The organism is Hufsiella ginkgonis (assembly GCF_009834915.1).
GTDB lineage: Bacteria > Bacteroidota > Bacteroidia > Sphingobacteriales > Sphingobacteriaceae > Hufsiella > Hufsiella ginkgonis.
In genome coordinates this window covers 1,320,589-1,335,150 of sequence record NZ_WVHS01000001.1, presented here as the reverse complement: position 1 = coordinate 1,335,150, position 14,562 = coordinate 1,320,589, and the positions used below count along the sequence as shown (strand labels likewise).

The following is a 14,562-nucleotide window of genomic DNA, read 5'->3' as shown; positions in this document are numbered from 1 at the left end:
CTGAAACATATTGAAGAATCTTTGCGTCTAATTAAAGCCGAGTAGATTTATAGACTAACGACACGAAAGGCCGTCATTAAAAACAGGAAGGATAACAAGCAATCGTTCTTTATTCAGGTAAAGGTTTTCTCATACGCTAATATACTTTTAGTCTGACATCCAACATTGGGTTTAATGAATATAGAAGCCGTCCCCCATGGACGGCTTTATTTGTTTGGGGCTTCGGCAGGCTCAGCCTGACAGAAACATGTTACTTCTAACAAACCCGTAGTTGTACCTATTTTGGAAACTTATACACCAGCCCCAACGCCAGAGCCTGGCTCGCCTGGATGCGGTTGCTTGCATCATCATCATAAATGGCGATACCGGAAAGCGTTACGTTAACCAGGCGGGTAATGCGGGAGGTAAAGGTAACGTCGAGCCGCTGGTCGATATTATTCAGCTTCTCGTAATTGGCGAAAAGCGTATAGCGGCTTTTGATGTTGAGGTTCTCGTTCAGGTTTTTGTCTACGCTTGAAACCACCTGGAAAGCGAGCTCGTTGCGGAACCGGCCGCCGGGTTTCACCCCGTAATTTTTGGGGATGGCGCGGTAAAGCGAAGTATCGAGCACAAAGGTCTGGCGGGCCGTGCCGGTACCGATGCGCAGGAAGAAAGTTTTATTCGGCTTAAACTCGAAACCGAGCGACTCCGTTAAATAACCGGGCGCCATAAACTCGGAGATGCGGGTACGCACTTCCTGGCCCGATTTATCTTTCGAATAAGCGTAGCCCGCATCAAATTGCGACTCGAAGTTTAGCGATCCGAAGAAGTACCAGTTCTTGGAAAGCTTTAGCGCTACCTTGTTGTCCCAAAACACGCGGTCGTTGGTTTTGCGCTCCAGCTGGTTCTTGTTCTTTAGCTTGCCGTATTGCAGGATCACCTCCGATACGTAGTTCTTATCGCCCCTGGTATAATCCGTTTTATAGTTAAAAAGGGAACCAAGGGCAATTGAGTTCACCCCGCCGCCGCTCCAGTTGTTGCTAAATGCCGCCTGGTTAAGGTTAATGCCAAAGGTGATCCACCGTTTCCAGTAATCTACTTTCAGGTTAAGCTCCGAAACGGGGATCTGCACCGGTTGGATCTGCATAACCGGCTGCCGCACCGGCAGCGTATTTTTTTTTGGGTATTGCTTCAGCGAGTTCAGCAGGCTGGTATCGGCCACGGCCTTTTGTTCTTTGGGCTCCTGCGCGGATGCGGCAAATGTGGTCAATAAAAAAGGTACTAAAACGAAAACGGTTTTCAAAAGCTTGTCCATGCCCATAATTTTCTCCGGGTTAAATAGTTAAGCTGGCGATCCATCGCGTAAGCCTCTTTCTCGAACGCAATATTACGGTACGCCTGGAAATGTTTCTGCCCTTTCATCCTGTTAAACAGGTAATTTAACAGGTAAAATACATAGAAGGGCAGCACCAGCATTTCTGCCTGCTGCATAAGGTGTATGGTTTCGTGGTTAATTATTACCTGGTCGGTCTTTAATTGCGGCCGTTTTACGAGGATGAACGGAAAGAGCGCCATTCCCTGTGCGGGCAACGAGGGTACGCAGATTACCGGGAATCTCATTTTTTAACCGGCGTTAAAGCCGGAAGCCGGTAAGCTGCCGGGTTTCTGAGGTAACTCTGGTAGCTCTGGCGGATGAAGTTGATAAGTGCATAATCATTCGCTTCTACGATAAAATAGTATGCCGGGCGATATTGCTGCATAAAATCCTCGAGCTTAGGCGTTTTAAGGCCGGTTGTTTTGGCTACCAGCATCCTGGTGTAGCGGTAATCGATCATGGCTTCGCGGTAGTCGCGCTCGATGATCTTTTGCAGGAAGCGGGCATTTTTGCCTTCACGGCTGAAGAGGCTCCACAACGCGTCGATGCTGAGGCCAGCCCCGATACCGCCGTTGCCGCCGACGTTCAGGAGGTTGCCCGGGTCGCCCTTTTTGAGGGTAGAGCCGTAATCTTCCTTGTTGCGTGCCAGCCGCTCGGCGGGCGATTCGAGCGTATCTTTAATGCCGATCTCCTTTAGCAGGATACTGGTGCGTTTAAGGTACACCAGCAAGGTGGTTTGCGCCTTCACGGTAGTGGTATCTATAGCGTAACCCTGTAAGGCGGCCACCAATGTATCGCCGCGCTGGGCGGGAAAGGTAAATTCGCCCTTGGTATTGTTGTAGTAGCCTTTGTGGGTACGCGTATTATAGATGTATACGCGGGTAATACGCTGCTTGGTGTCTTTATCAAACACGATACCCTGGACCTGTTGTTCCTGGGCAAACCCCCGCGAAACAACCGCAGTTAAAAACAGTATGAGGGTGACTAATCGTTTCAAGGGTGGTAAAACTACTATTTTGCGGCAGTACGCAAACCATTTTAACATTACTTAACATCATTTAGATACCAATAACAGCTGCCCCGGCTTAATGTCGGCAGCCGAAATGTTGTTCAGGATCTTAATATCGTCTACGCTGATACCAAAACGTTTGCTGATGGCGTATAGTGTATCGCCGGCTTTCACCTCGTAGATCTTCATGGCAACGGGTTCTTTGGCGGTTTCCTTTTTTATTTCCTGGGGAAGCTCTTTGGCGATCTCGGCCAGCACCTTATCCTCGCGTTTTTCTTTGTCGGCAAGCTGCTCCTTGCGGTCGTACTGGTCGAGCTGGTAGCGCTGTACGAGGCTGATCAGGAGGTTGGCATATTGCGGGTTGGTAGCGTAACCGGCCTGTTTTAAGCCGTTTGCCCACCCGGTAAAGTCGTTCTTATCCAGTTCGAACAAAAAGGCGTAGCGCTTTCTTTTCAGGAACTCGGAGTGGTCGCGAAACGACTCCTCTGGGCTATTATATACCCGGAAGCAATCATCTTTGATGTCGTCTTCCTGGTAAATGATCTTGCCTTGCCAGTCGGTATTGCACTTAATGCCGAAATGGTTGTTGGCCACGCGGGCGAGGGTGCCGTTGCCGTTACCCGATTCCAGCAGGCCCTGGGCGAGCGTGATGCTGGCAGGGATCCCGTACCGGTCCATCTCGGTAATGGCGATGGCTTTAAACCGCTCGATATATTCCTGCGCGGTATACTTTTTTACAAGGATGTTTTCGCTGATGTTTTGTGCGGGCCTGATCACTTCGTTTGTCCTTTTTGGCGGCTGCGACGCCGCGGGAGGGGTACTTTTAACTACCTGTTTTTTGGAGCTGCAGGACGCGAGCATACAGGCAAGGAGTGCCATCAAACAAAAGTTCTTCATTAAGCAGGGGGTAGCGTGTTATAGCGTTAAACGTTGTCCGATACTCAGGTTTGCACTTTTTAACCTGTTCTTTATGCGGATTGTTTTAACCGTTGTTCCAAATTTCTTTGCGATGGCCAGCAGGGTATCTCCCCGCTTCACCTTGTAAATATTGGGTGCTGGCTCTTTGGCCGGCGACTCTTTTACAGGCACCGGTTGCAGCGGCGCGGGAGGCTCGTAAGCAGAAAGCAACACACCCGGTTGTGACGGCGCTGCCGGCTGGTCATACCGGTACAGCTCGTATTTGTTGATAATAGCCAGCACTTGCGCCGACCAGCTGCGGCTGTGTGCATACCCTCCTTTCTGGATCCCTTTAGCCCAGGCCTGGTAATCGGCAGGGCCGTATATTTCGAAAAGATTCCTGAACTGTACGTGTTTTTTTAAAATAGAGATAAAATCATCGTAGGATTGCGAAACCGAATCGTATCCTTTATAAGAAGAGCGGATCCGTTTATCGTTTTGCCCCTTCACGCCAAAGTGGTTGTTCAGGTACTTGGAGATCCGGCTGGTGCCGCTTCCCGATTCGTGCATGGCTACGCCCAGGATAATACTGGCGGGAATTCCGTACTCGTTCATTTTACGTATGGCTTCTTCCTTATACAGCTCGATATATTTGGAAGCCGCCGACTGCCCGAAAGCTGTACCCGCCGTAAGCAGCAGGCTCAGCATCATCAATCGTTTTAACATACTACTTATAGTTTACGGATAGCAAATAAGCCATCGCGAACCGGGACGATCAGTTTCGCGGTGCGTGGATCATTGGCTATTTTCTCGTTAAATTTCAGTATCGCTAAAGTATCTTTATCGTTGTTCTCCTCAACAACTTTGCCGCTCCAGAGCACATTATCTACCAGGATAAGGCCCCCCGGATTCAGCAGGTTTATCACAAGGTCGTAATAATTTTCGTTATTCCGCTTATCTGCATCAATAAAAACGAGATCGAAGCGGTCTGCAAGCGTAGGAATAATGTCGAGGGCGTTACCGGTATGCTGCACGATCTTGTCGTTAAAAGCAGACTGTGCGAAGTACCCGCGTACCCGTTCCATCAGCTCTTCGTTGATGTCGATGGTATGGATCAGGCCGTCGTCCGGAAGTCCTTCCGCCAGGCATAAGGTGGCGTAACCGGTATAGGTGCCGATCTCCAATATCCGCCTGGGGCGCGTCAGATGGCTGAACATGCTCAGCAGCCTTCCCTGGAAATGGCCAGATAACATGCGGGGCATGGACACCTTCAGGTGAGTTTCGCGGTTAATGTGCGCCAGGAGCGGCGATTCCGCGTCGGTATGCTTATCGAGGTAGGATTGCAGTTGCGGTGACAGGATCTCCATTAGGCAAAGATAGTGAAGTTAGTCGGACGGTTCCGGCTCATAATCATTCGGCAGCATTTCGGCTACGAATTCCGTCCAAACGCCTTCGTAAATAAGGCTGCGCGGGTTGATCACGATGCCGTTTGCGTCGAAAAACGCGTAAGGCTCTGTAAGGTGTACAATGCTTACCGGGCGGGTTTCGGCCACATCCAGCGGGTAAGGGGTCGGGTTGTGTGCAGGCACCTTTTTACGGTCGTAGGTTATATACAGGTAATCGTTAAAGGTGAGTGCGAAAGTACCCGGTTTATCCGTAATGCGGGCCACCTCGGCGCTGCGCACCGGTTGTTTTTCGAGGAACTGCATAATGCGGGGAAGGCCCGACTTAGCCGACCACGCCCTGGCTGAATCCCCGTCCGCCGCAGGCGATAACATGCCAAACGTGCGCAGCTTTGCCTTAATAAGCGAGTCCGGAGGTCGTTCGGGATTCGGTTTGCGCACCAGGCGGCGGATCGCAAATCCTTCATCTTCGCTGGAATTCTGTTTTAAGGTACGCAAGAAGTGCATGGCCGAGCCGTAATAAGCATCCTGGCGGTTCTTTTGCCAGCGCTTCTTTTCGGCTTTGCTGCCGGGTAAATCTTCGAACAGTACGCGGCCTTCGTAATAGATCATGCCCGTTGTATAGTCGCGGCGGAACTCGTTTAACAGGTATTTGAGGCTGTAGCCTAACGCCTTATTTTCTATCACGATAAACTCATCGCTATACGCTTCCAGCAGCCGGTTTTCGAACGAAACCTGCACCGATCTGGGGTTTAGGATCTTACACTGAGCGGCATTGGGCGAGTTGCCCAGGAAGCTGGCTTTAAACGCCTCGTAGTTGCGCAGCCAGTTGGGATCGGGGCCAACACGGATCTCGCGCAGCTGGATGTTCTTCTGGTCGAGCACTACCTGGAACTCCTGTTTATCGCCGTTCACGGTAACCTGTTTGCTGAAGGTATTATAACCGATCATGCTTACCACCAACTCGTATTGACCGGCCTTTATGGCGCTGAGCGTAAACCTGCCCGTAGTATCTGTTTGCGTACCGCGGGTAGCGTTGGCCAGGAAGACGCTTACAAAAGAGAGCGCCTCGCCCGTTTTGGCGTCAGTAACTTTGCCGGTGATGGTGCCGGTTTGGGAGCTGGCGTTTAAGGCGTACATGAAAAGGAGCAGGACCAGTACGTATTTCTTCATGCGATATAATTCCTAATATAAAGAAAAGCTCAAAGCGCTTTACCGGCACCCTGAGCTTCCCCCTTTAAGCCTGGAGCTTTTACCTATTTCTCCATCTGCTCGATCACTGCCTGGGTAACTCCGGTAAAGGAGAAACCCCCGTCGTGGAACAGGTTCTGCATGGTAACCATGCGGGTGAGGTCTGAGAAGAGGGTTACGGCATAATCCGCACACTGGTCTGAAGTGGCATTGCCCAGCGGGCTCATTTTTTCGGCGTAGTTGATAAAGCCATCAAACCCTTTTACGCCCGAGCCGGCGGTGGTGCGGGTTGGCGACTGAGAGATGGTGTTTACCCGCACGTGTTTTTTAACACCGTAGTGGTATCCCCAGTTGCGGGCGATACTTTCGAGCATGGCTTTGTTATCGCCCATGTCGTTATAATCAGGAAAAATGCGCTGCGCGGCGATGTACGTAAGCGCAGCTACCGAGCCCCATTCGTTAATGGCGTCCAGCTCCATGGCGGTTTGCAGCACGCGGTGCAGGCTTAGCGCCGAAATGTCGAGGCCTTTATGGGTAAACTCGTAGTTGTTTTTTGTATAGTGGAGGCCTTTGCGCACGTTGATGCTCATGGCCGGCGCGTGCAGGATGAAATCTACGCCGCCGTTAAAATGTTCCAGGGTTTTGGTGAACAGGTTCTTTACCTCGTCGTTGCTGGTTACGTCGGCAGAGATAACGGGTGCATTGCACTCTTCGGCCAGTTTATTCAGCTCACCCATTCGCAACGCGATCGGTGCGTTGGTTAATACGATTGCTGCGCCTTCCGCTACCGAACGCTGCGCCACCTTCCAGGCAATCGATTGCTCGTTCAATGCACCGAAAACGATCCCTTTCTTGCCTTTTAATAAGTTATAAGCCATAGTTTTTTATTTGGTCGGGCTAAATTAAGGAAACTAATCAGTTATAGTGAAACGTATTAACCCAATAGCTCCCTGGCGTTTTGGAGGGCAAACTCACCGGGATTGGCGCCGCTAAGCATGGTGGCCACTTCTTTAACGCGCTCTTCCCCGCTTAACAGGGCGATATTGGTAAGCGTTCGCTCCCCTGCATCGTCCTTGTAAACTTTGTAGTGCGCTTTTCCTTTACTGGCGATCTGCGGCAGGTGCGTAATAGCGATCACCTGCATCCCCCCCGCCAGTTTCTCCATGATCGTACCTACTTTCAGGGCGGTTTCGCCGGAGATGCCGGTATCTATTTCATCAAAAATAATGGTAGGCAGCGCGGTATGACGCGAGATGAGCGACTTAATGCTTAACATCAGCCGCGAAAGCTCGCCACCAGAAGCTACCTTGTTCATCGGGGCGGGCTCCTGTCCCTTGTTGGCCGAGAACAGGAAACGCACCAGGTTTCTTCCGTTGGCATTAAACTGCCCGTCGGGCAATAACTGGTTCCCGATACGGAGGAGTGCATTCGGCATGCCTACTTCTACGAGAATTTCTCTTACTTTCTGCTCGATAGACGGGATCACTTCATTCCTGCTGGCCGAAAGATTATCAGATAATACGGTTAGTTCCGCCTTCAACTGTTCGCTTTCGGCTTTAAGTTTCTCTATCTCCGCGTCCGAGAAAAGGATAGAGTCCAGCCTGGCCGCGATCTCTTCGCGTATAACGATCAGCTCCTCTACGCTGTTTACCCGGTGTTTTTTCTGCAGGTTATAAAAAATAGCCAGGCGATCGTTAATCGTGGCAGAGCGTTGCTCGTTCACCACTACCTGGTTGTCGATGTGATCGATCTCCGCGGCGATGTCTTTAATCTCGATATAGCTGCTGTTCAGGCGTTCGCCCAGTTGCCCTGCCCCGGGGGTGTATTTCGCCGCCTGCTGCAGGGCCTGCAAGGCTTCCTTTAGTTTTGGCAGGGCCGACTGGTCGCCGTCGCTCAGCAGGAACATGGCGCCGGTTAAATTCCGTTTGATCTCTTCCGCGTGGGCCAGGATATCCAGCTCTTTTTCCAGTTCCTGCTGCTCGCCGTCGGCCAGGCGGGCATTGTCGAGCTCATCATATTGAAATTGGTAATAGTCCAGGTCTGATTTTGACTGATCGCTTTGCGCCACCAGCGTATTTAAGCGCGCGGTAACCGCGCGATAATCTTTATAGGTTTGCTGGTACTGGCCCAGCAGGGCCTGGTGCCCGGCAAGCGCGTCGACTACCAGTAACTGGAACGCTTCGTCGTTTATTTCGAGGGTGGCGTGCTGCGAGTGGATGTCTATCAGTTGCTCACCCAGCTGTTTGAGCACGGGCAGCGTTACGGGCGTATCGTTAATAAATGCCCGCGACCGTCCGTCGGCCGAGATCTCGCGGCGCAGCACGGTTTCCTCCTCGTAATCGAGGTCGTTTTCCGTAAAGAACGGTATAAGTCCATAACTGCTCACCCGGAAAAAACCCTCGATGACGCACTTCTTCTGCTGGTTAAAAAAGTAACGGCTATCGGTACGCTGCCCCAGGATCAGCGAAAGCGCCCCGAGGATGATCGACTTTCCTGCCCCCGTTTCCCCGGTGAGGATATTGAGCTCGCCGGAGAATGAAATATCCAGGTTATCGATCAATGCGTAGTTGCGTATGGAAAGCCTGTTCAGCATAATTCAGCGAATCGGTTTAAAACGCTAAATTAAGAAAATAGGGCCAAGGCGCTTATTTATTCAGCAGTTTCTCTATCGCCTCTTCCGGCGGGTTGCTGTAGCCGGCGACCGTTAGCGGGATAGCAAGGACCAGCGGCCGCCTGCTCATTTTGCGGCACGGGGAAACTGCGCGCTACGATCCTATAAACCCGCTGAACTCCCTAAAAGCTTCCGCTTTTGCGGCTTCACCGGCGGTCGTAAAAGAGCGGAAGGCGACAGCCGGGGTGGCGGCCCGTTTAAGGGAGGCACGGTTGTCGTTCTTCCTGTCGTCGTTTTTCTTATTCTTATCGTCGTTTTTCTCCTGGTTCTTGTTTTCCTTTTTTTTAATCTCCTGCTGGTTCTTCTCCAGCTGTCTCTCCAGGCTTTTTTTCTCGTCGGTAAGCTTTTTAAGGCTGTCGGTAACGTAAATCAGGTGCTCACCGTTCGAAAGCTTCATCAACTCTTCCACCTGGTGTTTCCACTCGGGGCTGTTAAAATGCTGCTGCACCTCTTCCATTTGTTTTTTTATTTCCGGACTGTTGAAATACTTCGTCATTTCTTCCTGCTGTTTCTTCCACTCGGGGCCGGAGAACAGCTTGATCATGGCGTCCTGTTGTTTCTTCCATTCAGGGCCTGTGAAAAGTTTCACTATATCCTCCTGTTGTTTTTTCCACTCCGGGCTGGAGAACATCTTCGTGAACTCTTCCTGCTGTTTTTTCCAGGCTTCGCTGTTGAATTGTTTTTCCCAGTCCTTTCCCATGGCGCTGAACTTTTTAGCGATCTCATCCTGTTGTTTTTTCCACTCAGGACTGCTAAATTTTTGCTGCATTTCGAGCCCCCATTTCTGCATCTTATTGCTCCAGGCGGTGTCCGTTAAGTTCTTGAACTTGTCGCCGAAGGTTTTCGCGTAAAATTCCTCTCTTACGTCTTCGGGCATTTCGTCGACCGAGTTATACTCTCTCTTATTTCCTTTTTCGTCTTCGATGATCACTTTCACCTTCGATTTTGATTTGATCACCGTATCGGCAGTTGCGTAAAACAACGCATCGCTTCCGGCCACGGCGGTCTTTTTGCCCGACCCGTGTTGTGCCGAGATCTTCTCTGCGGCGGTCTTAAAAGCGGAAGCGCTCTTTTGGGGAACAGTTTTATTTTTTATGGATGCGATGGCTTTACGCATCCCGGTTTCGGGGATGGTCCAAGCAATAGAGATGCAGATGGCTACGGTTGCCAGCAGGATAGATATTTTTTGTACGGGTGATGGATCGGGCGTTTTCATGATCATGCGTTTTATGCGGTTTAGTAAAGGATATTTATGGTTGCCGTTGGAAGCCAGCGCAAAGGCGGGAACACTGCGGCGGTTTTCTTCGAGGTGCAGCAGGGCGGTGGCGTATTCGGCCGGGTTACCGGATTGCAGAACCACCATATCGTCGCAGCAATATTCGCGCTCCCGCAGGATGTCGCGGTTAAGCAGCCAGGCGAACGGGTTATAAAAGAGAAAGCTTTTCATTACCTGCTGTAAAAGGTTAAACAGGTAATCGTTTCGTTTAATGTGGGCAAGTTCGTGTACCAATATGGCTTCTACCTGGGCGGTAGTAAGCTGGTTTACAGCCGCTATGGGAAAAAATATCAACGGCTTAAGGTAGCCCGACGTAAACGGGATCTCGGTAAGTTCCCTGAAATACAGGTTTACTTTCCTGTTTATACCGAGGCGGCCTGCTAGCTGCTCAAGCCGTTTCTCCCAGAAAAGATCCTGGTGGAGGGGCGCCGCACCGGCCATTTTCCGCACTTGCGTATAGCCAATCATCAGGCGCACCCCGTTAACCATCAGGCCGCCCAGGTAAAAAAGCGCGATCCAGCGTGCATAGGTTCCCACCAGGTATTCGCCCCGGTCTAAATAGCTGTGCGAGATGATCCGGGCCGGAAATGCCGCCGGGTTAACCGGGTAAACCAGCTCCACCCCGGTAACCGGCACGGCTACCTGGTTGATGTGCCACATGAGCGTGGCCACAAAGCTCCCGAAAATAAGGACCAGCCCGCTGTAAAGCAGGCGGTAACGGGTATGCGAGGTCAGGTTTCGCGAAAACAGGATCGTTAGCCGGATAAGCAGCCAGACTAACAGTCCCTGGATGCAGGACTCGAACAGCGTTTTGCTTAAGGCGATGAAAACAGGCTCTGGTGACATAACTTACTTTTTATCGAGTTGGTTAATAAGGTCGCGTATAAGCTGCAGCTCCTTTGCAGACGACCGCTTGGTATTGAGCGCCTGCATCACCAGTTCGGTAGCAGAGCCGTTAAATATGGTGTTGATCATTTTATCGACCATGCCCTCGCGGATGCTTTCTTCCGAAAGGAGCGCGGTGTACACATGGGTACGTGTGGTGGTATCGCGGCTTACAATCCCCTTGTCATGCATGATCTGCATCAGCTTTAGCGTAGTAGTATAGCCCGGCCCGGTGCCGCGCTGCTGTGCAAGCTGCTCGTTTACTTCGCGAACGGTAGATGCGCCTTTTGACCAGAGTACCTGGAGGATCTCGAGCTCGCTTTCGGTTGGTTTAATATCCATCGGAATTGCTTATACGAATTGTTTCGTAATCAAATATACGAATGATTTCGTAATTGCAAATCTTTTTAACGGTTTTTAACGGACCGGCTTAAAAAAAAGAAAGGGGAGGGCAAAAACGGGGAGCGATCCTGTTATTCCAGGTCGCTCTAATCCTGTAGGGACGACATATTTTACCGCTACGCTGCGCCTTAGTCACCTGGTTATTGTATGCTTCCCTGAGCCGATCGTACCTACCAATAAATACTCGCCTTCTTCGGTAGCCTGCACGGTAACGCCGTCAACGGTAACGCGGTTTCCTGTTTTGGTGCCTTTAGGCACGTATACCTTGGCTGCCACATTTACCGGGGAGGTGAGGGTGAGCGTAAAGGTTGTTGCAGAGCGGTTCCAGCTTACCGCGATATCGCCCTTGTCTGTGGGCAGTTTCCCGGCGGCGCTTGCCAGTTTGCCCTTAAAGTCGAGGGGCTTTATTTGTACCAGGTCATGCTGCGGCTCAAGCACGGTAACGCCGAGGACGTATTGCTGGATACCAAGCAAACCGATAGCTCCCCAGGGGTGCGACATGCTGTTGCCGCTGGTATTCGAGTTCCAGTCTTCCCAGGTCATGGTACCGCCCAGCGACACGGTGCGGGCCCAGCCGTCCCACGAAGCATTGGTGTAAAGCTCCAGCAGGTGTGGTCCTTCGTTGGCCCGACCCAGCGCTTCGGGAAGCATACGCACGCTTACCATGCCCATACTCATCTTTTGTTCCTTAACGGTATTAATCACCGTGCCCTGGTTTTTGCCGGGAACAATATCCGCCGCCAGCGCGAACGCGTTTGCGTGCTGCGAGGCATGGGTGCTTTGCGAACCGTCGGCGCGGAGCCCGTCGACGTACATTCCGTTCTGGCCGATCAGTTTGCTGTTTATTGCCGCTTTCATGGCCAACGCTTTCGCGTGATAAGTTTCCTGGTCGGCGGTGTTTCCCAATACCGCGGCGATCCTGGAAACGTAATCGAAATCGAGGTACGCGTAGACGTCGATCACGGTGCGCGATTCAGGCGTCATGTCATACCCATACCGCATCGACGCCGGCCAATCAATGATCCCAAACGCATAACCGCCGCTGCCGCCCGCCAGTTTATCGATGAGACCGGTTGAGGGATTACGGTAGTTATCTACATAATCGGCTATCTTTTTCAGCTTTGCGTAGTTATCGCGCAGGAAAGCCTTGTTACCGGTTTGCAGGTAGTAATCCCAGATCCATATTAAAAAGGCCTGCGTATAATCAGGGATGTCGCGTTTACCGTCAGAATTGGGGTATACGGCATTGAGCCGGCCGTCCGGCCAGTATTGGTCCTGCGAGTCGAGGAATTCCAGCAGTGTGCGCAGGTTCATGGTACGATCGCCAAAGGTGGTCATGGCGGGAGGCCCCTGGTAACCGGCATCGCCCAGGAAGGAGCCTTTTTCGCGCGTAGGCGTATCCAGGAAATCCTCGTGGGTACCCTCAATCAGGGTGCGGGCCATTAGCTGCCATACCTGGTTAAGCACCGGGTTTGAAGAGGTGAAGCCGGCCCTGGAGGCATCCAGCTCATAATGGGTTGTAACAAAGCGCACATTTTCGGCGGTGAGTACGTTGGGCGAGTTTCGGATCACCAGGTAGCGGTACCCGAAATACACCATCGGCTCAAAAACGGTTTTTTTCCCGTTAAGGATAAAGAAATAATCGAGGTTGGTGCTTTGGTTACTGCGCTGGTTAACAGATCCGTCGTCATTAAGCAGGTACGCGCCATGGATGCTTACCACATCGCCCGGGGTTCCGCCGGTAAAAGTGATCTTTGGCATGCCTGCGTATACCTTCCCCAGGTCAACAACATAGTTACCGGCAACTTTCTTTACCGATACCGGCTTAATTTCCCGCTCGATGGGGCGGGTAAGGTCCGGCTGAAGGTCGCCCGTCCACGGTTCAACCGGTGGTGAGCCAATTTCTACGGCGGCGTCCCAGGCGGTATCGTTAAATGCGGGCAGGTTCCATCCCGGCAGGAAATTGCGTGAATCGATGCGTTCGATGTACCCAACGCCTTCGCCGCCGCGCTGCCGCTGACCGGTTACCCAGCAGGCCGCCTGTTTTTGCTTCCAGCCGGCATCGGTACCGGTAATGGTGCGCGAACCGTCGGTGTACTCCACCACGATCTTCGCAAGGAAACCGCGGCTTCCGGGCGCGCGTCCCTGGCCGCCTCCATACCAATGGGTAAGCGCGGCGAATGTAACGGGGGTTCCGGGCTTAATACCCGCCGAAATATCATAAGCCTGGTAGTACGCGTATTGCGGGTAGTGAAAGGAAGCGCCTTTACCTACCGGTTTTCCGTTCACAAAAAACTCGTAAGTATGGCCTACGGCGAGGTACGCGATGGCACGCTTTATCGTTTTTGTACCCGGTGTAATGGTTTTGCGGTAGTAAGTATAATCGTCGGGGTCCCTCGAATCGCGCTTTACCCATTTTGCGCCGCTCCAGTCGGCACTGCTGAACAGGCCGGTATCGAACCACGACACGGCCGACCAGGCGCCCTGCGCACCACCTTTATCCCAGGTACGCACTTTCCAATAATACCGGGTAGCCGCCAGCAGCGGTTTACCGGCATAATATACATAGTTCTGGCGTCGAGACAGGATTTTACCGCTATCCCATACATCGGCTTTGCCGGAAATGAGGCCGGCAGCAGTGGTAGAAACCAATACCTGGCAGGCTGTCTGTATCTCGTTGGCGTCGGCATCGTTTACATACCAGCCGAAATACGGTTGCTGGTCTGTACCAACAGGATGCGGCTTATCGCTGGTGCGCAACCGGCTGGGCGGCTTTGGTGCGGTTGCGCTGGCCGCCAAGGGCAGTAAAATATACAGCAGGATCAGCAATCTGTGTGATAAGGTCATTGTTCGGGGTTAATTGGTTGGTTATGACAGGCCTTACGGCCGCCATCGCCAAAAGTAAGATTTGGCGAAATGTGAGTCATCCTGTACTATGCTGAGCGAAGGATGCGCCGATATTTACGATATTAGCCTGCCTGCATTATGAACGAGCCGATAATAGACCGCGACTATCTCCTCCGCAAAATGCCCGTGAAGGGCGGCTGGACCTATATCGAGATCACGGAGATCGCGCCCGACAAGCGTGCGTGGTTTAACCATGTAAAAGTAAACGGAACCATTGACGGCTTCGGGCTGGTAAATAAGAGCCTGATGCCCATGAGCAACGGGCACCTGTTCCTCCCGGTAAAGGCCGAAATCCGCAAAGCGATAAATAAGGAGGCCGGCGAAACCGTACGCCTCGTGCTGTACGCAGCGGGCAACCCTGCGTCCGATAGCGGGCAGGAATTTTTGCTTTGCCTGCAGGACGAGCCCGAGGCGCTAAAGAAGTTTAACAAGCTCTCCGCCGAAGCAAAAAAGACCATGACCGACTGGATATCGGCTGCTAAGAATGACGACCACCGGGTTGCGCGCATAGCCGAAAGCATCGACCGGCTGCTTATCGGAAAATAATTTTACAGCCGGTTTTCGCAC

At 51.9% G+C, this 14,562-nt stretch carries 13 protein-coding genes; 1 reads left to right on the top strand and 12 read right to left on the bottom strand.

Annotated elements, in window-relative coordinates; translation table 11 throughout:
• Window positions 1-277: 277 nt before the first annotated feature.
• The 12 genes from GS398_RS05685 to GS398_RS05630 form a co-directional block, all read right to left on the bottom strand.
• A complete protein-coding gene (locus tag GS398_RS05685; RefSeq protein ID WP_160905729.1) occupies window positions 278-1,294 on the bottom strand; it encodes a DUF3078 domain-containing protein in 1,017 nt (338 codons plus the stop codon).
• The gene (locus GS398_RS05680) at window positions 1,279-1,599 is read right to left on the bottom strand and encodes a hypothetical protein (protein ID WP_160905728.1); all 321 of its coding nucleotides are present in this window, start codon (window positions 1,597-1,599) and stop codon (window positions 1,279-1,281) included. The genes GS398_RS05685 and GS398_RS05680 overlap by 16 nt, the downstream gene beginning before the upstream one ends.
• On the bottom strand, window positions 1,596-2,351 hold the full coding sequence (locus tag GS398_RS05675) for a carboxypeptidase-like regulatory domain-containing protein (protein WP_237488089.1): 756 nt from the start codon (window positions 2,349-2,351) through the stop codon (window positions 1,596-1,598). Before GS398_RS05675 ends, GS398_RS05680 begins: the two co-directional genes overlap by 4 nt.
• Window positions 2,352-2,408: 57 nt before the next feature.
• Window positions 2,409-3,242: a glucosaminidase domain-containing protein gene (locus tag GS398_RS05670; RefSeq protein WP_237488088.1), complete on the bottom strand. Its 834-nt coding sequence runs from the start codon at window positions 3,240-3,242 to the stop codon at window positions 2,409-2,411.
• Window positions 3,243-3,278: 36 nt separating this feature from the next.
• Window positions 3,279-3,986 (bottom strand): glucosaminidase domain and LysM peptidoglycan-binding domain-containing protein, encoded by a 708-nt coding sequence (locus GS398_RS05665; RefSeq protein WP_160905727.1) that lies wholly within the window; start codon window positions 3,984-3,986, stop codon window positions 3,279-3,281.
• Window positions 3,987-3,991: 5 nt separating this feature from the next.
• Window positions 3,992-4,627 carry an O-methyltransferase gene (locus tag GS398_RS05660; protein ID WP_160905726.1) on the bottom strand — a complete coding sequence of 212 codons (636 nt, stop codon included), beginning with the start codon at window positions 4,625-4,627 and terminating at the stop codon, window positions 3,992-3,994.
• Window positions 4,628-4,645: 18 nt separating this feature from the next.
• The gene (locus tag GS398_RS05655; protein WP_160905725.1) at window positions 4,646-5,836 is read right to left on the bottom strand and encodes a carboxypeptidase-like regulatory domain-containing protein; all 1,191 of its coding nucleotides are present in this window, start codon (window positions 5,834-5,836) and stop codon (window positions 4,646-4,648) included.
• An 83-nt stretch (window positions 5,837-5,919) separates the two neighbouring features.
• Complete coding sequence (locus GS398_RS05650; RefSeq protein WP_160905724.1) at window positions 5,920-6,732, bottom strand: enoyl-ACP reductase FabI; 813 nt, start codon at window positions 6,730-6,732, stop codon at window positions 5,920-5,922.
• Window positions 6,733-6,788: 56 nt separating this feature from the next.
• Entirely contained in the window at window positions 6,789-8,447 is a 1,659-nt protein-coding gene (gene recN, locus GS398_RS05645) for a DNA repair protein RecN (RefSeq protein ID WP_160905723.1), read from the bottom strand.
• 172 nt (window positions 8,448-8,619) lie between these two features.
• Entirely contained in the window at window positions 8,620-10,647 is a 2,028-nt protein-coding gene (locus GS398_RS05640; protein WP_160905722.1) for a M56 family metallopeptidase, read from the bottom strand.
• A 3-nt stretch (window positions 10,648-10,650) separates the two neighbouring features.
• Window positions 10,651-11,028: a BlaI/MecI/CopY family transcriptional regulator gene (locus tag GS398_RS05635; protein ID WP_160905721.1), complete on the bottom strand. Its 378-nt coding sequence runs from the start codon at window positions 11,026-11,028 to the stop codon at window positions 10,651-10,653.
• Window positions 11,029-11,220: 192 nt separating this feature from the next.
• The gene (locus tag GS398_RS05630) at window positions 11,221-13,935 is read right to left on the bottom strand and encodes a family 78 glycoside hydrolase catalytic domain (RefSeq protein WP_160905720.1); all 2,715 of its coding nucleotides are present in this window, start codon (window positions 13,933-13,935) and stop codon (window positions 11,221-11,223) included.
• 138 nt (window positions 13,936-14,073) lie between these two features.
• Between GS398_RS05630 and GS398_RS05625 the strand changes: the two genes are divergently transcribed.
• Window positions 14,074-14,541: a YdeI/OmpD-associated family protein gene (locus tag GS398_RS05625; protein ID WP_160905719.1), complete on the top strand. Its 468-nt coding sequence runs from the start codon at window positions 14,074-14,076 to the stop codon at window positions 14,539-14,541.
• Window positions 14,542-14,562: the final 21 nt, after the last annotated feature.

Excerpts from the sequence above, each read along its gene's own strand:
- GS398_RS05685 (WP_160905729.1), bottom strand. The coding sequence starts at position 1,294 with ATGGACAAGCTTTTGAAAACCGTTTTCGTTTTAGTACCTTTTTTATTG.
- GS398_RS05680 (WP_160905728.1), bottom strand. The coding sequence starts at position 1,599 with ATGAGATTCCCGGTAATCTGCGTACCCTCGTTGCCCGCACAGGGAATG.
- GS398_RS05670 (WP_237488088.1), bottom strand. The coding sequence starts at position 3,242 with ATGGCACTCCTTGCCTGTATGCTCGCGTCCTGCAGCTCCAAAAAACAG.
- GS398_RS05665 (WP_160905727.1), bottom strand. The coding sequence starts at position 3,986 with ATGTTAAAACGATTGATGATGCTGAGCCTGCTGCTTACGGCGGGTACA.
- GS398_RS05660 (WP_160905726.1), bottom strand. The coding sequence starts at position 4,627 with ATGGAGATCCTGTCACCGCAACTGCAATCCTACCTCGATAAGCATACC.
- GS398_RS05655 (WP_160905725.1), bottom strand. The coding sequence starts at position 5,836 with ATGAAGAAATACGTACTGGTCCTGCTCCTTTTCATGTACGCCTTAAAC.
- GS398_RS05650 (WP_160905724.1), bottom strand. The coding sequence starts at position 6,732 with ATGGCTTATAACTTATTAAAAGGCAAGAAAGGGATCGTTTTCGGTGCA.
- recN (WP_160905723.1), bottom strand. The coding sequence starts at position 8,447 with ATGCTGAACAGGCTTTCCATACGCAACTACGCATTGATCGATAACCTG.
- GS398_RS05640 (WP_160905722.1), bottom strand. The coding sequence starts at position 10,647 with ATGTCACCAGAGCCTGTTTTCATCGCCTTAAGCAAAACGCTGTTCGAG.
- GS398_RS05635 (WP_160905721.1), bottom strand. The coding sequence starts at position 11,028 with ATGGATATTAAACCAACCGAAAGCGAGCTCGAGATCCTCCAGGTACTC.
- GS398_RS05630 (WP_160905720.1), bottom strand. The coding sequence starts at position 13,935 with ATGACCTTATCACACAGATTGCTGATCCTGCTGTATATTTTACTGCCC.
- GS398_RS05625 (WP_160905719.1), top strand. The coding sequence starts at position 14,074 with ATGAACGAGCCGATAATAGACCGCGACTATCTCCTCCGCAAAATGCCC.